The sequence below is a fragment of the Sinimarinibacterium thermocellulolyticum genome (genome assembly GCF_040327995.1).
Classification (GTDB): domain Bacteria; phylum Pseudomonadota; class Gammaproteobacteria; order Nevskiales; family Nevskiaceae; genus Solimonas; species Solimonas thermocellulolyticum.
On record NZ_JBEPIJ010000001.1, the window covers coordinates 103,288 to 121,103 of the forward strand.

Here is a 17,816-nt window from a genome sequence, read left to right on the forward strand (position 1 = left end):
CTACGATGCAGCGCCGCACGCACGCGCTCATTGCGTCAAGCGATCGATCTGGAACACTGCTGAAATCGTCGGCAGCAACTGTCCAATGACCGAATTGTACTTGGCAAAGTCCGTCGCTTTGACGTACACGACATCGCGCGGATGCAGCACCAGCTCCCCGGCCAGCATCAGGCCGAGCGGATGATCAAGGTCCAGCGTGTAGATCGTTGGTAATAACCCCTGCGCGAAAGGTCGACGAAACACCAGGACCCCGGCATCATCGGCGCGGAGCTTGTCCAGACCGCCGGCCTGCGCCAGCGCCTCGGTGAGCGTGGTCTTGCCCTGCTGCAACACGATCTGCTTCTGCTCGGTGGTTTCGCCGAGCACGAAGACCAGATCGTTCGAGTTGTCTGGCACGTGCACGATGTCGCCGGCGATCAGCCGAGGATTCGACACCGGACGATCACCCGAGAGCATGCCAGCCAGATCGAGTGGATAACTCACGCCGCCGCGGGTCAATAGCACGCGTCTGCGGCTCGCCGCCGGCCCGAGTCCGCCGCGCTCGTTGATCGCCTCCAGCACCCCCTTGGGCGTGTCATCGAGCGTCACCGTCCCGGGCGACTGGACGTCGCCGGTCACCTGCACACGCTGCGAGCGGAACGCGACCACGCGCGCGTCGACCTGTGGGCTGGTGATCACCCGCGAGATTCGCTGCGCGATGAAAGCCCGCAATTCGCCCACGGTCATCCCCGCGACCTTGAACTCACCGATGTAGGGATAAAACATCGTCCCATCCGCCGAAACCAAGCGGCCGGCGTTGACAATGTCCGAACGATCGCCCAAGGGCGCCGACAGCTCGGGGTGATCCCAGACGACGATCAGAACCACGTCGCCCGGCCCGATCCGGTATTCCGGAGGGACCTGATCGGGCGTAATCTGCTCGAACTCCGGCGGCAACGGCGGCCAGATCGCGTCCGTCTCCTGGCGAATCTGCGCGAGCGACTGAGCCGACACCTCGACGACGCGATAGCCGATCCACTCGCCGTTGTCGAGCTGCGCCCGATACTCGGTGACGCTGCCGTTCTTCACCACGGCCTTGTCTTTGCCGTCGATACTCCCCACCCCGGTCACATGCATACCGGGGAGGATCGAGCAAGCCGATGTTGCGGCGGCGAGCATGCACGCCGCGAGATTCCGAGCCAGTTTCACCTTGATTCCCTATTATCTCGACAGGTCGGGCGCCGACCGTGCTGCGTGGACACGGCAGGGTAAACGATCGCAACCGTGCGATCAAAGATCAGTCCATGACGCACGCTTACGCTCGCCGGAAAACCCGGGCCAGCGTTCGGATGATGAGCACAAGGTCGGATCTCAGACTATGTGTCGCGATGTACTGCGCACTTAGCGCCAGCTTCTGCGGCAGCACGACTTCCACGTACTCCCGCTCGGGATCCTTGGACCGGGCCAGGATCTCGCTCTCATGGCGAAAGCTGAGCGAGGCCAGATCCGTGATCCCAGGCCGAACCGACAATACAATTTCCTTCAGGTGCGTCGGGTAAAGCGCAACGTACCTCGGCACTTCGGGGCGCGGCCCGACCAAACTCATCTCGCCCACGAGCACATTGATGAGCTGCGGCAGCTCATCCAGTTTAAAGCGGCGCAACACCCGTCCGATCCGCGTGATGCGCGCATCATTGGCCGCCGTGATCTGTGGAGCGCCGTCCGGCTGAACGTGCGTCATCGTGCGGAACTTCCAGATCCGGAACAACTCGCCATGACGGCCCACCCTGACCTGACGATAGAACACCGGCCCCGGGGAGTCGGCTCGGATCAGGATCGCGATCACCGCGAACACAGGCGCCAACGCCACCAAGCCGAGTGCGGCACAACTGCAATCGAAAGCGCGCTTGAGCATTTTCACTCGTCCAAAACCCGCATCGGACGCTGGTCAGCGCGACGCATCCAAGAGGATCTGGCGCACGGCATCGATCACCCGTCCGACTGCGACATCACTCATCCCCGGATAGATCGGCAGGCTGACCACACGCGGATAAACCGCTGATGCGACCGGGAACTGCTCTGCACGCAACGCGTAGGTATCGCGCCAGTACGGATGCAGATGCAGCGGAATGTAATGGACGCTCGTTCCGATGCCAGCGGCACTCATGCTCTCGATGAATCGATCGCGATCGATCCGAAGGCGATCCAAGTCCAGTTGGATCACGAACAAGTGCCAGGCATGTAGATCATCCGTGCGGGCCACTATGGGCAGCTTCAGCGGAAGCGCTCGCAACGCTGCCAGATACCGCTCGGCAATGGACTGTCGCGCACGCCTCATGTCCTCCAGCTTGCGCAACTGCTCGATGCCGATCGCCGCGGCGATGTCGCCCATGTTGTACTTGAAGCCTGGAGCCACGACTTCGTAGTACCACGCCGGTTTGGTCGAGCGGAAGCGGTCGAATACGTCGCGACTGATGCCGTGCAGGCGCATGATCCGCATCCGCTCGGCGAGCGCCTTGTTGCGCGTCACCACCATGCCGCCCTCGCCGGTGCAAAGAGTCTTGTTGGCGTAGAAGCTAAAGACACTGATGTCGTCGTCGAGTGCGCCCACGAGGCGGCCGCGGTAGGTTGTCGGCAAGGCGTGCGCAGCATCCGACATGATGGCCGCGCCATGCGAGCGAGCCAGCTCGACGATCTCGTCCATCTCGCAGGCTTGCCCGCCGAAATGCACCGGGATGATGGCCTTGACTCGCCTGCGCGATAGTGCATCGCGCAATCCTTGCACGCTGATGTTCAAGGTATCGGGGTCGATGTCGACGAACACCGGGTCGGCACCGAGGTAGCGGATCACCTCCGCCGTCGCGGTAAAGGTATAGACGGTGGTGACGACCGCATCTCCGGGCCCCACGCCCAAGGACTCCAAGCCGAGATGGAGCCCGGCCGTCGCCGAGTTCACGGCGATCGCCTCGCCGCCACCGAGATAGGCGGCAAACGCTGCCTCGAACTCGCGCGCCTTGGGGCCGGTGGTCAACCAACCGGAGCGCATGACGGCAGTCGCAGCAGCCACTTCCTCCTCGCCGATGCTGGGTGCGGCAAACGGGATGAAATCAGTCCTGTCGAGCACGGCTCACCCTCCCCCGGCGAATGACTGCTTGCGAAAGGTGTAGCCGCGGTCGTCGCCACCGAACGGCACATAGCCATACTCCGCGAGCAGCGGGAAGCGCCGATATTCACCGATGGTGGCGATGAACTCCGCGCTTCGCTGCACCTCGCGCATGCCCTCCAGAATGCGATTCTCGGAGCCGTTGGACGTGATGCTCACCATGCGCACCGGGTGCAGTCCAAGATCGCTGGCGATGCGGTCGACCGTATCCACCTCGATTTCCGAGCTCTGGAACCGGCCCAGATCGGTGCGCGTGCTGTCCAACACATCCTCCACGAGATTCGCGGCAGGGTTGCTCGGATCGACTAGAAAGCGCAGGCGCGTGGGATGGCTCCATGCTCCCTTGGGCACGATCGTCAAATTGCGTATGCCGCGCTGCGCAACGTACTCCCGCAGATGATGGACATTCGTCGGATCCGGTTCGATGACCACGACCCTGCCAGTCGGTCCCACGCGCCGCAGAAAGTGGATGAAACGCGAGCGTCCCGACTTGAGGATGTCCCAGGGTGCGCCGATCTGAATGACCGTATCTCCGGCTTCGACGACGCGGTACGGCAACCTGCGGCCCAGGATGGCATGGAGCGCCCACTCCTTGAATGGGCCGGGCAAACGCCACAGCACCGTGTACGCGAGCTTGCGCAGCATCCGGTGCAACGGAGAGAAACGGCTAAGTGTGTAGAGCATCGTGTCAAGTAGTGAGGGTTGTTTATGCGACCGGATAGCCCAACTGCGCCTGCAAACGGCCGATGATGTCGAGAATCCGCTCGCGCGTACTGGCGTCGAAGGTGGTATCCCATCGCGATGGTTGGCGCTGGATTCCGGAGCTGAGCGCATGGTGCACCCGTGCGCTCGCCGAAGCGTCCAGGTTCAGCATGCGGCAGACCGGCGTCAGCGCATTCGGGTCGGCGATCAAGGACTCGTAGCGCACGATCACGCACCGGTCCGGCGGCAAGCCGGACGCGAATTCGAGCGATCGCTGTACGCAGTGTCGCCACTGGTATGCGCACACCTCGGGCAGCGTGAGGTTCTGCAGATCGCGCTGGATGCCGCGGTAGCGCACACCCCAGATACCCACGCTGCGACCGCGCAGCCTGCCGGCCACCATGTTCGCCCCATACCAGAGCGCGTAAGGTAGCGCGCGCGCAGGTAGCGCGGCCAGCTTGCGGCGCAGCCCGGGACCATCCGGCGGCGACATCCACATGCGGAATGTCGATTCGACGACGTCGCGACCATCTCGCAGCAAGACCACATAGCGGGCTCCCGGCAAGACCCGCTCCACGAACACCGGGCGCAGGGCGTTCGAGACCGTCTTTTCGACGAGCACTTTGCCGACCCGTTCCGACGGCGAGGGACACGCAAGCTTCCAGAGCGCAGCGCGAATATCCCGTGCATCGCGTTCCGAGATCGATTGTGGATCGAGCTCATCGTGCACTGCGCGCGCATTGCCCAGACGCCAGATGTGATTGCAGTCGAACGGCGTCGCGCAAAAGCCGTCCGGCGCCGCGATCACGCTGCGCAGGAACTTGGTACCGGAGCGGGCGGCACCCAGCAACACGACCGCGGTGTCGTCAGCGCGCACGGCCAGTCTCTACGTCTGCAAACAGGTCGACCCAGCGTCGCAAGGCCTGCTCCCGGTGGAAACGCTCAGTGGCGATGGCGCGGCAGCGTCCACGCATATCCTCGCACGGCACCCGCTTCTCCGCGATTACCTTCAGCGTCTGCACCAAGTGCTCCGCCGATCCCGGCGCACAGACGTGGCCGATACCGACATCGACGATCATTCTCCCCAGCTCGCTCTGCGGCTCAACCACCGCGAGCAGCGGCAAGCCGGCATCGAGATAGGTCATCACCTTGCTGGGATATGCGTAGCGGATCACGCCCGGGCTCAGGCTGACGAGCCCGAGATCCGCCGCGCGCATGACGCGCTTGGCTTGCTCCGGCGTGCATCGATCGAGGAAGAATACAGTCTTGCCGAGACAGGCACCCGCACGCTGAATCAGGCGCGATCGGAGCGCTCCGTCCCCGAGCAGAATCAGGCACACCTCGCGCTGCTCACCCAAGGCCGTGAACGCGTCGATGACCTCCTCGAGCCCCTGGAACAGCCCCAGATTCCCGGCAAACAAGACGCGAATGCCCGCCCCCGGCAACTGGACCGGCGTATCGGCATCGGTGGGCGCTTCGACCTCACCGGGGTCAAAGTTGTTGAGAACGGTGTAGTCGAGCTCACCACATCGCGGGCGCGACTGCAGCGCCCGCCCCATATCGTTCGATAACACGACACGCCGGACCGCGCGGCGAGTCGATACACGGTCCAACACCGAGAGCGCGCTCAAAAGCCAGGACGGCCGGATCGCACCAATGAGCGACAAAGACTCCGGATGCAGGTCTTGATAGTGGTAAACGAAGTGCATGCGTCTGACCCGACAAATCGTCGACATCAGCCACGCCGGTAAAACCGGCGGCGTGGTCGCTGCGACAACAACATCGGCACGGCGACCGAGGGCAACGATGGCACTCGCCGCCAGCAAGTACCACGCCGTGTTGAGCAGACGCCGGAGCCATTGGTGCTTTTGCTCAGGTAAAAGCGTGATGCGCAGGACACGCACGCCCGCGAGCTCCGTCGAGTCATCAGGGCGTTGCGTCTTCGCCGTGCGTACGGACACCACTGAGACTTCGTGCCCCTGTGCCGCCAGCGCAAGACAGATATGGCGCAGCATGAGCGCATAGGTTAAAGGCTCCGGCCAGAAGTGCCGATGCACGAATGTGATCCTCATGCGCTCAGTCCCCTGGCCGCAGGATGCCGTCCCAGCCGTTGCTGAGCCGACTCGTACCGAGGATCAGGCGCACCACGCGCTGCGCGCAGTTGGTGATTTGATAATCCGCCGGAATCGGTGGCCGTCTGCCGGCTTCATGCTCGGCAACGACCAGGCGGATCGAGGCCTCGATGATATCCGGATCCAGACCGGTGAGGATGATGGCGCCGGTGTCCAGTCCCTCCGGCCGCTCCATCGCCGTGCGCAGCGTCACAGCCGGAAAACCGAGGATGGACGCTTCCTCGGTGATCGAGCCGCTGTCCGACAGCACGCAGCGTGCATTCAGTTGGAGTTGGTTGTAGTCGAGGAACCCGAAGGGCGGCATGAAGCGCAGCGAGGCCGAGGAGCCGACGCCCAGAGCCTCCAGACGCTTGCGCGTCCGCGGGTGCGTCGAGACGATGACGGGCACCCCAAAAGCACCGGCGAGGCGATCCAGCGTGGCAACCAACCCGGAGAGTTTGTCGCGATGATCCACGTTCTCTTCGCGGTGCAGACTGACTAACAAGAATCTGCCCGGCTCCAGTTCGAGACGCCGTAGAACGTCGCTCGCGCGGATCTTGGGTAGGTAGTACTCCAGTACTTCACGCAGCGGGGATCCGGTCAGGTAGATGCGCCGATGCGGAAAACCCTCCGACAGCAGATGTCGGCGCGCATGCTCGGTGTACACCAGATTGAAATCCGCGATCCGATCGACGATGCGGCGGTTGGTCTCTTCCGGGACGTTCTGGTCGAAACAGCGATTCCCCGCCTCCATGTGGTACAGCGGGATCTTCATTCGCTTGGCCATGATTCCGGCGATCGCGCTGTTGGTATCGCCGAGAATCAGAACCGCATCGGGCCGTTCTTGGGCGAGGACACGTTCAGTCTCGATCAGGATGTTGCCGAGGGCCCGCCCCAGTGTGGAGGCATCGACGCCCAGGTAGTGGTCCGGTTTGCGCAGCTCCAGATCGCGGTAAAAAATCTCGTTGAGTTCGTAATCGTAGTTCTGCCCGGTATGTACGCAAACATGCCGGCACACCTGGTCGAGCAGAGCCATCGTACGCGACAGGCGAATGATCTCGGGTCGCGTCCCGAGTATCGTCATGACCTTCAGCTTGGAAATGCTCATTGCGGCACTCGAACGGGCTCAGGATAGGTGTCCGGCGCAGCGGGATCGAAAAACTCGTGGCTCCAGAACAGCGTGAGCAGGGAACCAGAGCCGGTATTGGTGATGGCGTGCGTATGCAGCGTCGGCATGTCGATGAACACAGGGGCATCGCCGCTCACGTCCAAGCTGTGTACTTCATCCGTGAACAAGCGGCGAATCTCGATCCGCGCCTGACCGGCAATAACCGCGAACCGCTCCACCTTGTGGAAGTGGTAGTGATTGCCGCGGGTGAAGCCGGGGTTGGTCGAGGAGAAGAACATCTGTCCACCGCGATGCGCGCGCACCACTTCCGCGAGGCCGCCACGCGGATCCTTGCGCAGGGTGTAGGCGCGCGGATAAAACTCGGGGAATGCATAGCCGCGCAGCATGTTGAACAGGTTAAGCTCCAGACGTGAGCCGAGCGCGGGGATCTCATCTGCCCGGTACTGGCTCCACAGCGATCGCAAGCGTTCGACCACCTCGCCGACGCTGATCGACTCCCCGTGCAATCGCTCGCTGCCAACCGCACCACCCTCGCACGCCGCGAGGATATGCTCCGCCAGATCACCGACGTGCAAAAGTTCGAGCCGCCCCGCTGCATTCACGTCAAACGGCTGATCCCGGGCGATGCCGTGCGCAAACGTCGCCACACCGGAGTTGTAGTGAGGGCGGCAGTATTCGCCGTAGACATGCGGCACGATCAAGTTGAGCTGGGACCAACCCTGTCTTGCCGCACTCTCGGCCAGAATCTCGCCGGCGGCCTGCTTGCCCTTGCCGTAAGGATGGTCCGCACCGGCCTGCGTGGACGAGGTGTAGATGCAACGCCCTTTGAAGCCCACCGCCTCGAGCGCCTGCACGAGCTGGCGGGCCGCCAACTGGTTGCCCTGCAGCAGATCCTCCGGGCTTGCGCGGTTGACCCCGGCGAGATGCACCACGGCGTCGGCGCCGTGCACGGCCGCGGCGAAGCGATCCGGATCGGCGGCGATCTCGCGTCCGATCGACACGGCCTGCCAGCCCTTGCGCGCATGGATATGGCAGCGCAGATGCCAGCCGATGAACCCCTCGGCTCCGGTGATGGCGATTCTCATCGTGATGTGATCAGACGAAGTCGGATGGATTGAACACGGGGGCGCGAATGTGGATGTCCGCCCGCCGATGATGGTGCGTCATTTGACCCATCCCCCTGTTCCGTGCCCAGTCTGCGAACCTGACGCCTATCGGCGCCTCGCGGCAAGGGCCTGGTGAATTTCCGGCAGCGTCAGCAGCAGCTTTTTCACACCAGCCACGTCGAGGCGCTGGGTATTGTGCGAGTGGTAATCGTCTCGAGCCGCTTCATCGCGATCGCCTTCGGAGAAATACTTCTCGTAATTGAGATCGCGATCGTCCATCGAGATCCGGTAGTAGTCGCCCATGTCTTCCGAGCGGCCCAGCTCCTCGCGGCTGGCCAGCGTCTCGTAAAGCTTTTCGCCATGCCGGATGCCGATGATCTTGGTCCCGACATCGGACTCGAACAACTCCAGCACCGCCTGCGCCAGATCGCCGACCGTGCATGCCGGCGCCTTGCGCACGAACAGATCACCCTGACGTGCGTTCTGCAAAGCAAAATCCACGAGCTCGATCGCATGCTCCAGCGAAAGCAGAAAGCGTGTCATCTCCGGCACCGTGAGCGTCAACGGCTGGCCGCGGGCGATCTGATCGACGAATAACGGAATCACCGAGCCGCGGCTGTACATGACATTGCCATAGCGCACCGTCGCCAGCACCGTATCGCCGTCACCGAGTCGCCGCGACTCGGCCTGAACCGACTTCTCCATCAGCGCCTTGCTCATGCCCATCGCATTGACCGGCTGCACCGCCTTGTCGGTGCTCAGGAACACCGCCCGCTTCACGCCATGGGCGATCGCCGACAAGGCGACGTTGCGGGAGCCGAGCACGTTGGTCTGCACCGCCTCGTGTGGAAAGAATTCACAAGACGGCACCTGCTTGAGCGCCGCGGCGTGGAACAAGAAATCCACCCCGCGCATCGCGCCGTCCACGCTCAAACGGTCACGCACATCGCCCACGTAATAGCGCACGCGATCATCCTTGATCTCATTGCGCATTTGATCCTGCTTCCACTCATCGCGCGAAAATACCCGAATCTCGGACACATCGCTGCGCGTGAGCAGCTTGTTGACCATCTTGCGGCCAAAGGAGCCGGTACCGCCGGTGACGATAACTTTCATGAGTTTCAATAAGCAGCATTAAGTCGGATCAAAAAATCACTCACATAGCGTGTTTCGCCATCACCACGATCACTTTTCACCGAGGCTCGACGTGTCGATGTTTTGTAAAGATGTCGTCAACACGATCATGACGGACGCGGAGCCATCGCGCCGGGTAAGACCGACATCCCCCCACCTTCAGTAGCGGTTCGATCTAGAGTCCGGGTTGGATGGTAGCCGATGCAAGTTGCCTGGCATAGGCGCTCGGTGTCAGCCCGCCCAATGCCTGCTTCGGTCGCTCCTCGTTGTATTCCCGGCGCCAGGCTTCGATCATGGCCCGGGCGTGCAGCAGGTGGATCAAACAGTTCTCGTTCAGGCACTCGTCGCGCAGGCGGCCGTTGAAGGATTCGACATAGGAGTTCTGGTTCGGCTTGCCTGCTTGGATCAGCCGCAGTTGCACACCGCGCTCGTACGCCCAGGTACGTCTGTTCCGAAATGCCCAGCTCGCGACATACAACGCGGACTTGTCGTCCGGCTTCGACCGCTTTGAGCGTCCGGACGATTGGGTTTCAGTGAATTTGCTCCTGCGCATTGAAAGCCTCCTGGGGCGTGTAGTTTGCCCGGAGACCTCCAGCTATCCTTGGACCGAGTTTAGGGGGAGGCGACAACGTCGAGCTACTTGTACACATCTCGTAGCACTTCACGTGTTCGAGTCTCTCCAGTGCTTTGTTCCCCCAGCACATAATGCCCGAATGCCGACTGGTAGGGGACAAACGTCTTAGAGTACGGTGCGCCGAGAAACATCCCATAAAACAGGGCGTACACCGACGCAACTGCTGCTATATAGATGACCTTGGCCTGAAGGCCCTTTGAGGCGATCCAATGCGTGATCAGGATAAACTGAAAGGTATACGCAACATACATCACTCGATTACGCAGCACAGTTTCATTAATGAACAGCAGTTGCCAGAGTATCGCAATCACAGAAAACCCGAGCATCGCCTTTTCTATCGGCGACATGGATCCCGGCCGCATCCGATTGAGAATGGAAAAGATAGTCGGTGAGGCAATGAGTACGTAGGCGACGTCGATGGAGCTGGTGGAAAAGTTGCCGGCACTCGATCGCTCACCAATGTAGTAAGTTATCTTGCTTGCGATCAGCTCAATTGGCAGATTAGTCAGCGGTTGGAGCAGTAGTCCAGACAGCGTGACATCAAACACTATTGACGCGAGAGCCCATCCATAGGCGGCGCAGAAGGAAATGCTCCAAGCCGACTTCAACTGTACCGTGCGTGCGAGAAAGAAGATTGCGAGGTAAATAATTACGGTTACATGGAACGCCGTTCCAAGAAGTGCCAGCAGTAATCCGGTCCAGCGCCGCCCATCGCACCAGGCCAGTATGAAGAGTAAAAAGAAGGCAATCGCAACCCCTTGCCGGATAACTGAGAAGTAGACCGAGAATAGCAGCCAGCCGACCGAGATTGCGAGCACGGTCGCGCGATAATGTGTGACCGTCTTTAAAAAGCGATTGAGTGACCAGATCTGAAAGCAGGCGCAAGTGCAGGTTACGGCATAAAAATCGGAAGTCAGAGTTTTCAGGACGACATTCAGAAGTAGGTACCCCGGCTCTTTGCCCAAGACCGCAGAGTACGCGACAAGGTCGCTGAACGACAGATCAGCGAGTCCGGGCAGGGATGTGTAGATTTCTCGGTAACTCAGCCAGTCGTTACCGGTTTCAAAGCGACCAGCGACAAAGATGGTGGTGACGCCGAGTGAAAGTTGATACGGGAGGCCTCGTTGTCCTGCAGTAAACTCTGCAGCAGCGGCAAGCAATAGAACAGCAAGAAAAGCAAAGTAGATTGTCACGAGTTGGTTAGCCGTCTGCTGAGAGGATCCGTGTGTATGCGAATGATAGTCCACTTGTCGGGAGCTTACGGTCACTCTTTTGTGCGCGCCCAGAACCAGAAAAGAATGGCAATGAGCAGCAAACTCACGGCAAACACATGAATCTGTACGATTCGGTGAAGTTCTTCTCCGAAAAGTAAAAGCAATAGCAACTTAGTTACAAATACGACCAGCGCCGCAATGGCAGCGATTGTTGCCGAGCGCATCATCTGCATTGCTTGCGCGACAACCGCGAGAGCTACTGACATGGGTGCAGCCATCAGATACAACCGCGTCAACTCTATAATGTCATCCAGTTGTTCATCAGAGAGTTTCCCGCTACCGAAGGCAATGAGGGAAAGATCCTCCGCATGAATCGCCAAAACGCCACTCACGAATGCAGCACCGGCCGCCGAATATAGACACAATTTGAGGACCTTCCCGCGGAGATCGCGGCCGCGTGCTGCCTGAACGTAGTGCGTCGACGGGGCGATCGGCAGCACGTCGCAGATCGGCCCAACCCCGTGGTCGGCACGGTCATCGTCGATGAACACCGCCATGGCTCGAACCGGCGGTCGAGCTCCGCCAGGCACACTACGCGCTGAGCTTGCGCGGGATCTCGTTGGCTTGCCGCCGCTCCCGATTCTCGCGCTCCAGCGGCTCGATCCGATCGCGCTCGGCCTGCCGCCCGCATCTCGGGCGCACAGCGGATCTTGCGAACAATCGATGCCATCGCCACCCATGGCACGCCGTGCTCGCCTCGATGCTCCAGCACCATCCAAACCGCGCGCTCCCGTACCTCGGGTGAATACGTCGCTGGCTTTTTCATCGCTCAGTCCTCTCGAGGGGAAGAGCCCCCGGGACAATCGGGCGATTCACCCTGAACCCGACGATAGCTCGTGGCTTGGGACGACCTCGGTCAAGACTCAATGCTCCCGCCAATGCAACTGCAAATGGAAGGCTGGCAAATGAGTTATGAGTGAATGAATTGATGACATACAAGAGCAGCGCCAAAGAGCACAGTGCCTGAAACGCCCCCAAGCCATCGGGCGCGTGACCCCTCACTCTTGCATAAAGAAAAAAATGGTAGGCACGCCAGGCATACACCACTGAACTCACCAGAAGTACCGCATAGAGTGCCAAACCCACCAGACCGTAGCGATACAGCACCATGGCAGGCCCTACGTGAATATGATGGACTCGATTGTCCTCGCCGACATTCCGGTCGATGAATGACAATCGCGGCTGATAAGTTGCCCCGTGTCCATTACCAAACATCCAGATCAATGGACTTGCCTGTTCGATCATCTCGTCGATGACGTCTTGCGCTTCCAGCAATCGGGCGGTCGTTGATGCATCGTCAGCCTTGTTACCAACTCCGAGCGCGACGATGCGCGACGAGGACACAGCCTCGATCGATAGCGCCCTTGATGCGAGGCTCGACAACACGCCACTATCCAGCAAACTGACGATAAAAAGCATGACTACAGGCGTGATCAGAATCAGTTTGCTCGCCGTCAGTCGGAACCACACACCGAGAGTGAACGCCAGGACCGCGAGGCTGAGCAGCAGACTGGCGCGTTCCCCCGACATGAGTGCAAGCAGCGCCAAGCCGATCAAGATGGCGAAGGCCAGAACCCGCGACTTGCGCTTGCGAGCTATGGCCGCAGCCGCGCCGATCGCCGCCACCAGTATCAGCGGTGGGGCCTCAAAGCGGCTGCCGTCGACAGCTAAGACCCCGGCGAGTAGGGACGCAAGCAGAAGTACGGCAAAAAACGGAACAAAGAATGATCTCGCCGCATCTTTCCAGGATGACATGGACAGCGCAATCATGGCGGGGGCGACGACCACCCCGAGATCTCCAGCGGTATAAAATGCAGTGCCGCCTTCACGGAAGGGCACGCCGATGAATCCCGAAATCCCGAGTGTGGCCGTCAATGTAAGCAGACGCCAACCGACCAACCGATTCAAGCCACTCTTGAGCCGCAACAGTAGATCTGCGCCCAGAAGCGCCATCGCCACGATGAACGCCGGCTTTTCAAATCCATTGGCCTGCACGGTCACTAGGTCGGCGGCCACGGCCAGACCCATGATGAGGCCCAAAGAGCAAAGTCCGGCTCGCCTGCCAGCAGAGGGCTGATGGGCCGCACCTACAACGGCATGGTGGGATCTCGTCAATTCGATCATGCTACAGACGTCGTCACCAGACGCCGCGCAATCAACCACCAGAGCGCGGCAGCGGCGCTGTACGCAGCGCCCGCCGCCCACAGCGCTGGTTCAAGTCCAAATTGTAGGTAGGCAGAGAAAGTAATTATCAGTAAACCGCTGGACAACAAATGCAACCGCACGCTCAGGCGGGTAACATCTAGTGCGCGAAATACGACGAGCGCTCCAAATATCGCCGCCGCTGCCAGCCTAAGTAGCGAAAAGCCCGACACCACACCCGCGTCAGCGGGCCAGTTCTCATCCATGATCAGTCGCCCCAAGTCGGGAAAGGTGGCCAAGAGGAACCACATCAGGGCGTTGGCACCACCCACTGCAAGGGTGGCCTGCACCGACACGTTCCACAGGCGGTGTCCGCGATACAGTTCCGCGGCAACAGGCACTACCACGTTCCGGATGGAGACCATTAAGACGTTCACAGGCCCAAATGCGGTTTGCAGGGCACGCATCAAGCCTGCCTCCACAACTCCGACAAAAGCTGCTGCAAGCACGACCGTAAGATTCATGGTTCCCGCGGTAACAGCGTACTCCAAGCCGAAACTGCAACGTCTGCGCCATTCGGCTCTTGTTGCGCCCCGGAACTGGAGCCTCTGCGCCGTGGCGAGGCTGGAGGCGACCGCGGACGCCATGGCGCCACAGAACCATCCAGTGAGCACAGCGGTATGGTCTAATCTTCCCATGCCCAGGCCTACGATGAGTGTAGCCAAACCTTGTCCAGCCAACCATGCTGATGAAATCAAGAACGCTACTCTCGTCTTACGCTGGGCGTACGCCATCGCTCGCATGCCCTCGGCCCAGATCGCTGCGGGCGCCGTTACGGCTACCCACACTCCAATGACCGTCAAGTTCCCCGCGAACCACACCATCACCACGGACACGGCGATCGCGCCTACCATCGCCAACATCGCCGTGATCCCCGCTGCGCGTGCCTTTTGTGCAAAGAACTGGTCGTCCGGTGGGCGGTCGTTTTTGGAAGCAGCTCTCAGATCAACGCGAGCGACCGCGAGCACTTCACCTGATAATGCGGCTGCGAGCCCACTAACAAATATGGTCACGGTGAACGCGAGGGAAAACTGCCCGAACTCCTCCGGACTCGCCACATGTGCAAAAAGTGCCACTGCGAGAAAGTTGGTGACCGACCAGATGCATTGATCGAAAAGGGCGATGTTCGTAGTGCGGAGCATCACTCTAACCAGTGGCTGAGAGAACGCCCTAGCAATTCCTCCAGACTGCAGACTTCATCTTTGTAAAGCTCGACCAACTGCTTCCGAACCGAAGGCGATATAAGAGGCGCCTGAGTCACAAAACGAGATTGAACCACTCTAGAAAATCGCTGATGCAACTTGGGCGCCACCTTGCGCAAGTATCGTCGAGTGGCAACCGCGGCCCCGCTGCGCATGGTCAACTCGATGGCCTGGTTTTTCCATACGACTGCCCCCTTGTTGCGGTGCAGAGGGACACTTGATTGGGCGCAGTCTACGCCGATGAATGCTTGTATCGAAGCAACGACTTGTTGCGGTTTCGTAACGAAGTCATCGAATAGAACAACCAAGACATTTTCTCGACCGAGCTGAGCCTGAAAACGTCGAATCCCCTCGGAGTACCGACCGAGCGCGAGATGACGCAGTGTAGGTGAGTCGGCACCATCGATTCGCCAGGGCCCACTCGCAAGCTCACGTGCGACTGCGTCCTCGAAACACGGTGCCAATTCGCATGGATTTTTCAACCGCGTGTCCAGATACGACGAACGGGCACGCTCAATTGGATTACGAACACTCACGATCACTTTTGGAGCACGGATCAGCTCGCGTTCGATCGTCGCACAAACTTCCTCTGCAAATGTCAGATACAGGACGCTGGCCTCGCCGCGCTGGCTGCGGCCATCTCGTTTTCGCCACAGACTTTCGTACTCTGTAGCAGACCAGACACCCTGGTGCAGCCGTCTTGCGCAACTCCTTCGGGCGAGGAAATGAGGCTCTTTCACCGGAGACATCTCGACGCCCGGATGACTGCATAGCATCGCGTACAGGCTGGTTGTGCCGCATTCGTGGCCACCCGCGATGATGAAGTCGGGGCCATCTAAGCGACGAGGCGGGTATCTCATGTAAGAGAATCTGCAGACCGGAGCAGGAAGATATGGCGTGCCGCGCTACCCATTATCGGCGGCACCAAAGTCGGCGCTAGGTAACTCTATTGGGCAATTCTGACGGGCCTTAGCACAGCCACCTCAGTCGGCGCTCGGAGAACGGCCGCGTCCGTTGGCTGATCACTTGGCAGCGCGTTAGCGATCTGCCTCACTGCCCCCGGCAAGAGTGTGGGGGTCACAAAACCCGGCACGATGCGCCGCAACTGCACAATGGTCTGGTCGCTGTCGCCTGCACCGAGGGCTTGGCCCACCTGACGCAACCAGGTGTCGAGCTCTCTACGAGTCGGGAACTCCTCAAATGCACATCGTATCCGCGGGTGGTTCGACGGCGTCGTGCGATCCCCGATCAGGAGCTCTTCGTACAGCTTTTCACCCGGCCGCAGGCCGGTGTAGCGGATTTCGATGTCGCCTTCGCCGGTTACCGGATCGCGCACGGTGAGTCCGCTGAGGTGGATCATGCGCTCGGCGAGATCGCGAATCTTGACCGGCTCGCCCATGTCGAGCACGAACACTTCGCCGTGCCGGCCCATGGCACCTGCCTGGATCACCAGCTGCGCGGCTTCTGGAATCGTCATGAAGTAGCGCGTCACTTGCGGATGCGTCACCGTCACCGGGCCGCCCCTGGCGATCTGCTCCTTGAATAGGGGCACAACGGAGCCGCTGGAGGCGAGCACGTTGCCAAACCGCACGATGGACATGCGAATGCCCGGATGCTCCTGCGCCGCCGCCTGCACCAGCATTTCACAGACCCGTTTGCTGGCGCCCATGACGTTGGTCGGGCGCACGGCCTTGTCCGTTGAGACCAGGACAAAGTTTCGAACACCACAGGAGACGGCGGCGTCGATCACGTTCTTCGTGCCGATGACGTTGTTGCGCACCGCGGTGACCACGTTGGCTTCCACCAGCGGCACATGCTTGTAGGCGGCGGCATGGTAGACGGTTTCCACGCCATGACGGCGTAGCGCGTCCTCTAAGGCGCGCGGGTCGAGCACGCTGGCAAGCACGGGGACGATCTCGCAGCGCTCGGCAGCGGGCCGCTCCCGCAGCTCGCGGTCGATCGCGTAAAGACCGTACTCGCTCATCTCGAACAGCACCAGCCGCTTGGCGCCCAGATCGAGCGCCTGCCGGCAGAGTTCGGAACCGATCGAGCCGCCCGCGCCCGTGATCATCACGCTCTTGCCGTCGATGAAGCGGCTGAGCAGTTCCGGTATCGGCGGCACCGGGTCGCGGGCGAGCAGATCCTCGATCTGCACCTCCCGCAGGTCGTGGATGCGCTTGCGCCCGCTGGCGATGTCGTCGAGGCTCGGCATCACCAGCACCTTGACGGCCATTTTTTCCAGGGATTCCAGAATCTCGCGCTTGCGGGACTGGGCCAGAGACGGAATGGCCAGCAGGACCAGATCGAACACGCCGCGGGCCTTGAGTCTGGGCAAATCGGCGGGCGCGTAGATGGCGAGCCCGAGCAGCATACGTCCGCGCAGATCAGCGCGGTCGTCCGCGAAGGCGACGGGCTTGTACTCGCGGCCGATGCGCAACGCAGATGCCAGTTGGGCACCGGCGGCGCCGGCGCCGTAGATGAGCACCCGTGTGCTGGTCGTCAGTGGCGTATCGCCCCGCAGGAAAGCCCGCGCGGCGGCGCGGGCGAGCACCAGCGCGGCGAAGGCGATCAGTCCGAAGAACCCCAGGGTGGCCAGCGAGATGCGGAAGTCGTCGTGCAGGTGATGCAGGGTTCTGAGCAGCGCCAGCGCCAGGGCCAGGGCGACGGCGGCGCGCTCCGCAAACTCGCTGCCGACAAAGCGGATGACGGTGCGGTACGAGCGCAGAAGGTACAGCAGCGCGATGCCGAGCGGCGGAGCGAACAGCAGCACGTTGAGGTTAGGCCCGCTGAAGAGGGGGCGGCTGCTGGTGACCTCGACGGCGACGATGGCGCTGAGCGTAAGGATCGCCCAGTCCACGATCACGACGATCAGCAATTTGACGCGGGCGTCGAGCGCGATCAGGCGCTGAGCCAGCCTCCGCAGCGGAGCGCTCATGCCCCACCCCGCGTTCGGTCAGCGCACGCAAGGGCTCGGCCATTCCCGACCCGCCGCCCTTTACTCCGACTCTCGTCGCTGCTCATCCACACGATACACCGTTCCCCCGTAGCCGTGAGGAAGCCTCCCTCACCAGTTCTCGAAGCCAGAGACGACCCGACGCGGTGCGATGCGCCGCAGCTGAGAATTCCGACCTGGCATGTCACCAACCGCGCCAGGCTCCGGCATCCGCTGGGCGCATCCAC

Annotated in this window: 15 protein-coding genes, 1 pseudogene and 1 other annotated feature; all 16 genes and pseudogenes read right to left on the reverse strand. The window is 61.2% G+C overall.

The window, feature by feature from the left end; translation table 11 throughout:
- Positions 1–27 precede the first annotated feature (27 nt).
- Positions 28–1,158 carry a polysaccharide biosynthesis/export family protein gene (locus tag ABSH63_RS00515; protein WP_352886414.1) on the reverse strand — a complete coding sequence of 377 codons (1,131 nt, stop codon included), beginning with the start codon at positions 1,156–1,158 and terminating at the stop codon, positions 28–30.
- Between the two features lie 136 nt (positions 1,159–1,294).
- On the reverse strand, positions 1,295–1,894 hold the full coding sequence (locus tag ABSH63_RS00520) for a sugar transferase (protein ID WP_352886898.1): 600 nt from the start codon (positions 1,892–1,894) through the stop codon (positions 1,295–1,297).
- Positions 1,895–1,927: 33 nt separating this feature from the next.
- Positions 1,928–3,103, reverse strand: coding sequence for a DegT/DnrJ/EryC1/StrS family aminotransferase (locus ABSH63_RS00525; RefSeq protein WP_352886416.1), 1,176 nt, complete (start codon positions 3,101–3,103; stop codon positions 1,928–1,930).
- A gap of 3 nt (positions 3,104–3,106) precedes the next feature.
- Positions 3,107–3,826 carry an FkbM family methyltransferase gene (locus tag ABSH63_RS00530; protein WP_352886418.1) on the reverse strand — a complete coding sequence of 240 codons (720 nt, stop codon included), beginning with the start codon at positions 3,824–3,826 and terminating at the stop codon, positions 3,107–3,109.
- Between the two features lie 22 nt (positions 3,827–3,848).
- Positions 3,849–4,721 carry a sulfotransferase family protein gene (locus tag ABSH63_RS00535; protein ID WP_352886420.1) on the reverse strand — a complete coding sequence of 291 codons (873 nt, stop codon included), beginning with the start codon at positions 4,719–4,721 and terminating at the stop codon, positions 3,849–3,851.
- The gene (locus ABSH63_RS00540; protein WP_352886422.1) at positions 4,711–5,916 is read right to left on the reverse strand and encodes a glycosyltransferase family 4 protein; all 1,206 of its coding nucleotides are present in this window, start codon (positions 5,914–5,916) and stop codon (positions 4,711–4,713) included. Before ABSH63_RS00540 ends, ABSH63_RS00535 begins: the two co-directional genes overlap by 11 nt.
- A gap of 4 nt (positions 5,917–5,920) precedes the next feature.
- On the reverse strand, positions 5,921–7,063 hold the full coding sequence (gene wecB, locus ABSH63_RS00545) for a non-hydrolyzing UDP-N-acetylglucosamine 2-epimerase (RefSeq protein ID WP_352886425.1): 1,143 nt from the start codon (positions 7,061–7,063) through the stop codon (positions 5,921–5,923).
- Positions 7,060–8,169 carry a polysaccharide biosynthesis C-terminal domain-containing protein gene (locus tag ABSH63_RS00550; RefSeq protein WP_352886427.1) on the reverse strand — a complete coding sequence of 370 codons (1,110 nt, stop codon included), beginning with the start codon at positions 8,167–8,169 and terminating at the stop codon, positions 7,060–7,062. The genes wecB and ABSH63_RS00550 overlap by 4 nt, the downstream gene beginning before the upstream one ends.
- A gap of 126 nt (positions 8,170–8,295) precedes the next feature.
- Positions 8,296–9,306: a polysaccharide biosynthesis protein gene (locus tag ABSH63_RS00555; protein ID WP_352886429.1), complete on the reverse strand. Its 1,011-nt coding sequence runs from the start codon at positions 9,304–9,306 to the stop codon at positions 8,296–8,298.
- 193 nt (positions 9,307–9,499) lie between these two features.
- Positions 9,500–9,763, reverse strand: a pseudogene (locus ABSH63_RS00560) (integrase core domain-containing protein); the annotation flags it as partial.
- Between the two features lie 197 nt (positions 9,764–9,960).
- Complete coding sequence (locus ABSH63_RS00565) at positions 9,961–11,151, reverse strand: EpsG family protein (protein ID WP_352886431.1); 1,191 nt, start codon at positions 11,149–11,151, stop codon at positions 9,961–9,963.
- 71 nt (positions 11,152–11,222) lie between these two features.
- Positions 11,223–11,729 (reverse strand): hypothetical protein, encoded by a 507-nt coding sequence (locus tag ABSH63_RS15755; protein ID WP_434223237.1) that lies wholly within the window; start codon positions 11,727–11,729, stop codon positions 11,223–11,225.
- Positions 11,655–11,770: a sequence feature (AL1L pseudoknot), on the reverse strand. (Overlaps the previous gene by 75 nt.)
- A 224-nt stretch (positions 11,771–11,994) precedes the next feature.
- A complete protein-coding gene (locus ABSH63_RS00575; protein ID WP_352886432.1) occupies positions 11,995–13,356 on the reverse strand; it encodes a hypothetical protein in 1,362 nt (453 codons plus the stop codon).
- A complete protein-coding gene (locus ABSH63_RS00580; protein ID WP_352886434.1) occupies positions 13,353–14,576 on the reverse strand; it encodes an MATE family efflux transporter in 1,224 nt (407 codons plus the stop codon). The genes ABSH63_RS00575 and ABSH63_RS00580 overlap by 4 nt, the downstream gene beginning before the upstream one ends.
- Positions 14,576–15,496, reverse strand: a complete 921-nt coding sequence (locus tag ABSH63_RS00585) for a sulfotransferase domain-containing protein (RefSeq protein ID WP_352886435.1) — start codon at positions 15,494–15,496, stop codon at positions 14,576–14,578. The genes ABSH63_RS00580 and ABSH63_RS00585 overlap by 1 nt, the downstream gene beginning before the upstream one ends.
- Before the next feature lie 86 nt (positions 15,497–15,582).
- Complete coding sequence (locus ABSH63_RS00590; RefSeq protein WP_352886436.1) at positions 15,583–17,571, reverse strand: polysaccharide biosynthesis protein; 1,989 nt, start codon at positions 17,569–17,571, stop codon at positions 15,583–15,585.
- Positions 17,572–17,816 lie beyond the last annotated feature (245 nt).

Bases quoted from the DNA above. Each gene is read 5' to 3' on its own strand.
- ABSH63_RS00555 (WP_352886429.1), bottom strand. From the start codon at position 9,306: ATGAAAGTTATCGTCACCGGCGGTACCGGCTCCTTTGGCCGCAAGATG.
- ABSH63_RS00515 (WP_352886414.1), bottom strand. From the start codon at position 1,158: ATGCTCGCCGCCGCAACATCGGCTTGCTCGATCCTCCCCGGTATGCAT.
- ABSH63_RS00530 (WP_352886418.1), bottom strand. From the start codon at position 3,826: ATGCTCTACACACTTAGCCGTTTCTCTCCGTTGCACCGGATGCTGCGC.
- ABSH63_RS00590 (WP_352886436.1), bottom strand. From the start codon at position 17,571: ATGAGCGCTCCGCTGCGGAGGCTGGCTCAGCGCCTGATCGCGCTCGAC.
- wecB (WP_352886425.1), bottom strand. From the start codon at position 7,063: ATGAGCATTTCCAAGCTGAAGGTCATGACGATACTCGGGACGCGACCC.
- ABSH63_RS00580 (WP_352886434.1), bottom strand. From the start codon at position 14,576: ATGCTCCGCACTACGAACATCGCCCTTTTCGATCAATGCATCTGGTCG.
- ABSH63_RS15755 (WP_434223237.1), bottom strand. From the start codon at position 11,729: ATGGCGGTGTTCATCGACGATGACCGTGCCGACCACGGGGTTGGGCCG.
- ABSH63_RS00575 (WP_352886432.1), bottom strand. From the start codon at position 13,356: ATGATCGAATTGACGAGATCCCACCATGCCGTTGTAGGTGCGGCCCAT.
- ABSH63_RS00550 (WP_352886427.1), bottom strand. From the start codon at position 8,169: ATGAGAATCGCCATCACCGGAGCCGAGGGGTTCATCGGCTGGCATCTG.
- ABSH63_RS00520 (WP_352886898.1), bottom strand. From the start codon at position 1,894: ATGCTCAAGCGCGCTTTCGATTGCAGTTGTGCCGCACTCGGCTTGGTG.
- ABSH63_RS00585 (WP_352886435.1), bottom strand. From the start codon at position 15,496: ATGAGATACCCGCCTCGTCGCTTAGATGGCCCCGACTTCATCATCGCG.
- ABSH63_RS00540 (WP_352886422.1), bottom strand. From the start codon at position 5,916: ATGAGGATCACATTCGTGCATCGGCACTTCTGGCCGGAGCCTTTAACC.